Source organism: Flavobacterium aquidurense (assembly GCF_031458035.1).
In the GTDB taxonomy this organism is placed as follows: Bacteria; Bacteroidota; Bacteroidia; order Flavobacteriales; family Flavobacteriaceae; genus Flavobacterium; species Flavobacterium aquidurense_C.
In genome coordinates, this window is the sequence record NZ_JAVDXR010000020.1 from 1 (window position 1) to 5266 (window position 5266).

Genomic DNA, 5266 nt, shown 5'->3' on the forward strand with positions numbered 1-5266 from the left:
TGTTGTCTGTTACCGTCCATGTTACATTGGTATCCCCTAATGGGAAAGAAACAGGAGCATCATTGGTTACTGTCGCAACGCCACAGTTGTCATCCTTTACAGGTGTTCCCAGAACAACCGACGTAGCACTACAGCCTGAATCAGTCGAAGCCGTTACATTTGCCGGAGCTGTGATGGTTGGCAAAGTAGTGTCTTGAATTGTTACTTTTACAACTGGTGAAACTGATGTTGCAGTAAGTTTTGCTCCCACCGGGCCATCAGTATTGGTTACAATACTATAATAATAAAAGTCCCCTGGACAAGATTGCGCTGCAAGCGTGTAATTAACACCTGTAGCCGAAGCTATAGCCGTTCCACCTGTATTTGTTGCAGTAGTATTACTATACCATTGATATGACAATACTCCAGTGGTAGTCAACGGATTAACCGAAAGTGCTATTGGAGTTGCCGGAGCACCAGTAACAACATTTTGAGTAACTGGGGTTATATTTGTAATAACTGGGACTTCAGGAAGCTGCGTTATGTTTACCGTGTAGTCTTTCGAATAATTGACATTATCAGCTACAACATGAATTGTAGATGTATACACAGTACCAACAGTTGGAGTAGCTATTGTTCCTGAACCAACCCCTGCTGTTGCAGTTCCACCAGTTGTAGTTACAGTTGAGACAGACACAACCGCAGTCCCCGTTACGTTTACGGATGTTGTTCCATATGGCACAGTAACACTATAAGTATTTGTATTGGTATCAAAACCAGTTACACTGCCTCCTGGAACAGTACTAATATCGGACAAGTTAGGATCCTTAGATCTTACAATATATTGCAATACAGATACAGGCCCTAAATTTGCACCATCGTAAGAAACAGCCGTAATCGTTGTATTTGATTGCACTGTTATTGGTCCAGAATAAGTAAGAGTTGATGCATTTGGTCCCGCAACAGGATCCACAGCAGGAATAGTTCCGTCTAATGTATAGTAAATCGTGTAGCCTCCAGTATCAGATAAAGTCACAATATTTCCAGGCAAATTCAGGTATGTTCCTGGTACCGGAGATGCGTTTATTACATAGGCAGGATAATCAATTGCATCGAAAAGTGGAGTTGTATTTAATTGAGCCAGAGTATAAGTAACTGGATACGATAAAGTTTGAGGTGCCGTACCACTTGTAGATACATCCTTAGCAACATAACAATCTTTTACGACACCCGAACCTACCCCATAAAATTTCCCTACAAAACCACTGGAAGGTCCAGTCACACTGGTTATCCTTGCGGCATTACTTTCCATCGAAGCCGTAGATGACCCTACAAAACCTCCAATATAATACCCAGCAGTGAGGCCTGTCACCGATCCTTTAATGTAGCATCGTTTGATATCTGCTTTATCATTTTGTGCAATAAAACCACCTGTCTGCCCCCTACCACTTACTGCACCTAATACATAGCAGTCTTTTATTGTTGATGGATTTGTATCGGCCTGAGCAGCAAATCCTCCTACGTTACCATTTCCGGCTGAAGCGGTAATATTTCCTTCGAAATAGCAATTTTTTATAGTACCTCCTCTTGCTAATTCAACAAATCCACCAGTTATTCCCGAAGTAGTTAAATTTCCTTTATAATAACAATTATCTATTGTACCATTAGTCATATTGTAGGTAAAACCTCCAATATTAGACATAACAGGAATAGCAGCAGTAGAATAGGAATTCTTGATAGTTCCGCCAGACATACTATAAGCAAAACCACCACCTACAAGAGCACCTCCAGGAATAGCTGAATTGGTGTTGCAGCCATCTATGGTACCTCCACCCATATTCATTACGAAACTACCATAATTGTTCCCCCCATCTCTAACAATCGATCCTGTCCTTACACAATTTTGTACCGTACCACTATTCATCTGATAAACAAATCCAGCCGCTGAATTACCATTACCATTTGTTCCTGCCCTAGTATAAGCACTTGATCTTGAATTCTTAATAACACCATTATCTAATGAATAAACGAAACCTGCAGCATTCAAACGTGCAGTTGAATTTCCCGCACTGCTGCAATTATCAATAGTACCCCCAGTCATACTGTATACAAACCCAGCACAATTACCGGCAGACACACTAACCTGAGAGGTACTATTTTCAATTGTACCGCCAGTCATTTGGCCTATCATACCACCAGGATATGAATTACTATTGGCATTTGAAAAACTCCCAGATACAGTAGCGTTGCTTATTGTACCTCCAGTAAATTTTCCTACCAAAACACCTGTAAATCCCGATTGTGGGACAGCAGAAGAATTTACAGTAATATTATATACATGAGCCCCTGCATTAATCTGGCCAAAGAAACCAGACCTGTCGGATCCATAAAAATTTAATTTTGTGATCGAATGATTATTACCATTAAAGTCTCCTTTAAATACATTGCTCGCATTTGCTGCAACATTTCCAATTGGAGTAAAATATCCAGTTAACGCACTCATATCTATATCATTAATCAAAGTATAATAACCGTTTTGTACAAGCAATGTAAAGTTTGACAAGGTTAAGTTCATCTTTGTTAAAATATCAGAAAGATCTGCAGTTGGGTCAGCACCATTTACATATTTTGACATCTTTGTCAAATCGGATAACTTTGATATTATAAAAGGGTTTGAAGCGGTTCCATATGTCGTATAATCAATACTCGAGAGTTCACTAAACAAAGTCGTTGAATTAACAATTGTAACAGTTTGAATCTGACTATATAGAAGAGCAGAATTCTTCGAATTATACCCCTTAGAATAAGCCGCACAGTAATAATACAATGTTCCTACACTTGCGGAACTAGGCTTATAGGATGCTGAAGTTGCTCCCGAAATAGCAATACCACCGGTTATCGAATTCGTTGTGTTAGAATACCATTGATAGGAGATATTCGTACCTGTATATGAATCTGAAATGGCCTGAACAGTCAAAGGAGTTACTACATCCCCCAAAACATAGGTGTCAGTAGTATTGCTCAAATCTGCTGTCCAGGTCGGAACAGTCGGTAAAGAAGTTAAGGTAATCGTATAGGTTCTAGATGGTGAAATACCATCTGATGGAAAAACCTCAATCTTTACTTGTGTATAAACTTGACCATGTGTAGGTACATAATCCGGTAACGGCACTGTTTGTGTTGTATTTGTCAAGGCCCCCGTAACTACAGTAGTTACTCCCGAAGCTGGAGCCTGTGTCTGATAAGTCATCTTATACGTACCCGCCGGATCAAGCAGTATAGGTTTAATATCAACACTAGTCGTGCCAATTGGTAACATCGCATAATATGTACTAACAGTAGTACCAGTAGTAATAACGTTACCCAAGTCTGTTATAACTCCAGATATCGTTTTTACATCAACACCTCCAATAGACACTGTTGCATCTTGTAAATATCCTGTAGATGATGGCAAATCCCATTTTGCATAGAGTGTCGTGTTATTCATAGCGACATCCGGGGTTGAATCTGTTTTAAAATTCCAAAAATCTGTACCATCTAAAGTTTTCGTCCAACCCACAAGAGTATATCCTGCATTTACAGGAGCAGCAGGTTTTGCTACATACCCACACTTAACCGTACTAGCCGTAGATGAATAATATGTGTATCCATTTACAATGGATCCTCCATTGAAATTATACGTCATTGTCACATAAGAATTGATAAAAACGTCATTATTGTTATAAACATAGGTAACACCAGGGTCTTTAGTTACATTTTGTATATTCGAATAAGCACTCGTCAGGCAGCTATTAGTAGGTACTTCAAAATCAATCACCCCAGTACTCGCTGTATTTCCAGTCATTGTAACTGTATTCATAGACAACATACTCGGATCAGACACATAAATTGCCCCTCCGTTTGTTTGACAGGAATTACCTATAAAAGATGAGTTTAAAATACTGATTAAACCACTAGCAGTACTATAGATTACCCCCCCACTCGCAGAGGAAAAGTTATTTAAAAAAGAGGAATTTGAAGAAATAGTAATAGTATTTGCAGCAGCATTACTATAAACCACACCTTTAGACCCGTTATTCGAATCAAATACAGAATTAACCGCACTTGTGCTTACTGTTGAATAAAGCAATCCAGTGGTGCTTTTGTTTGATTTGAAATCAGTGTTCGTAGTAATAATTTTTGCTGCTTTTATTGCACTTGCTGTAAAATTATTCCCCTCAAAGTTACATCCGATAACTTCCACAGTCCCACTTGTAGCGGTGATACCATTAGCAAACCCGGAAAACTTAGCATTTTTGATTGTTAGCTTACCCGCTCCGTTAGATGTCGCAATCGGGACAGTACTCACAATGTTCAAAACAGAACCTGCAAAATCAATTGTAGCCGTACCAGTCCCCGCTATAGCCAGTAAAGGAAGTGCTTGATTAGCAAACGAACCTAGAGTAACACTATTCGTACCTGCCTGAGAAGTTAGATCGAATGTGAAATTAGAATTATCAGGTATAGTCAATGACTCCGTAATAACGATACTACCGGAAATCACAATCGTTTGTGTCCCTCCGCTTGCAATAACAGCTTTTAAATCATTAAGACTATATACAATAGGTGAAGCAAAAGTCTTTTTTACTGATTCTCTATAAAAATCAGAATTGATTACACCGATTACTGCCCCCGAAATGAAGTTTTCTCTTTTACTCTTCGATAGAGACAAACCAACATCCTTGGCGTATAATTCAGGACTAAAACTTAAAATACAAAGAAGCATCCAAGTCGTTAAAAATAATTTTTTTTTCATACTTAAAACTATTTGTTAATTTAATGGGTTTGAATATTTTTATGCAAAATGTATATTCGTTAAAAAGCTTTATTTGTAAATTATTATCAATACAAAAAGTAAAAATTATACTAGACCATATATTATTTTTCTACTACACAATTTGATAAAAAAATAACGTAAACTGATCAATTACAATACGATTTTAACACAATAGACACAATCATAAATCATATCACATTATTGATTTATACATGATTAACACCTGGTTGTTCATTAGGTTTTTGGAACAGCAAATGTCAACTAAACAGAAAATAGTTTCTATCCAAGAAAGGACTTTTAAATATTATAATAAGACTTATTTTAGAAGATTAAACCATCTCACCGATCATTGGATGTCGACAAGTCAAATGGAATTGGGATCAAGAACAAATCTTGGGGAGGAAATATCAAAATAAAATGAGAAATTTGCAATCTAAGAATTTAAGATGACCCCGATAGAGCTTTTAAAAT

General features: G+C 37.7%; 1 protein-coding gene. It reads right to left on the reverse strand.

Annotated features, from left to right (window positions below):
* Positions 1–4774 (reverse strand): beta strand repeat-containing protein (locus tag J2X17_RS18960; protein WP_310301648.1); only part of this gene is annotated, 4774 nt, incomplete at its 3' end.
* Between the last annotated feature and the right edge of the window lie 492 nt (positions 4775–5266).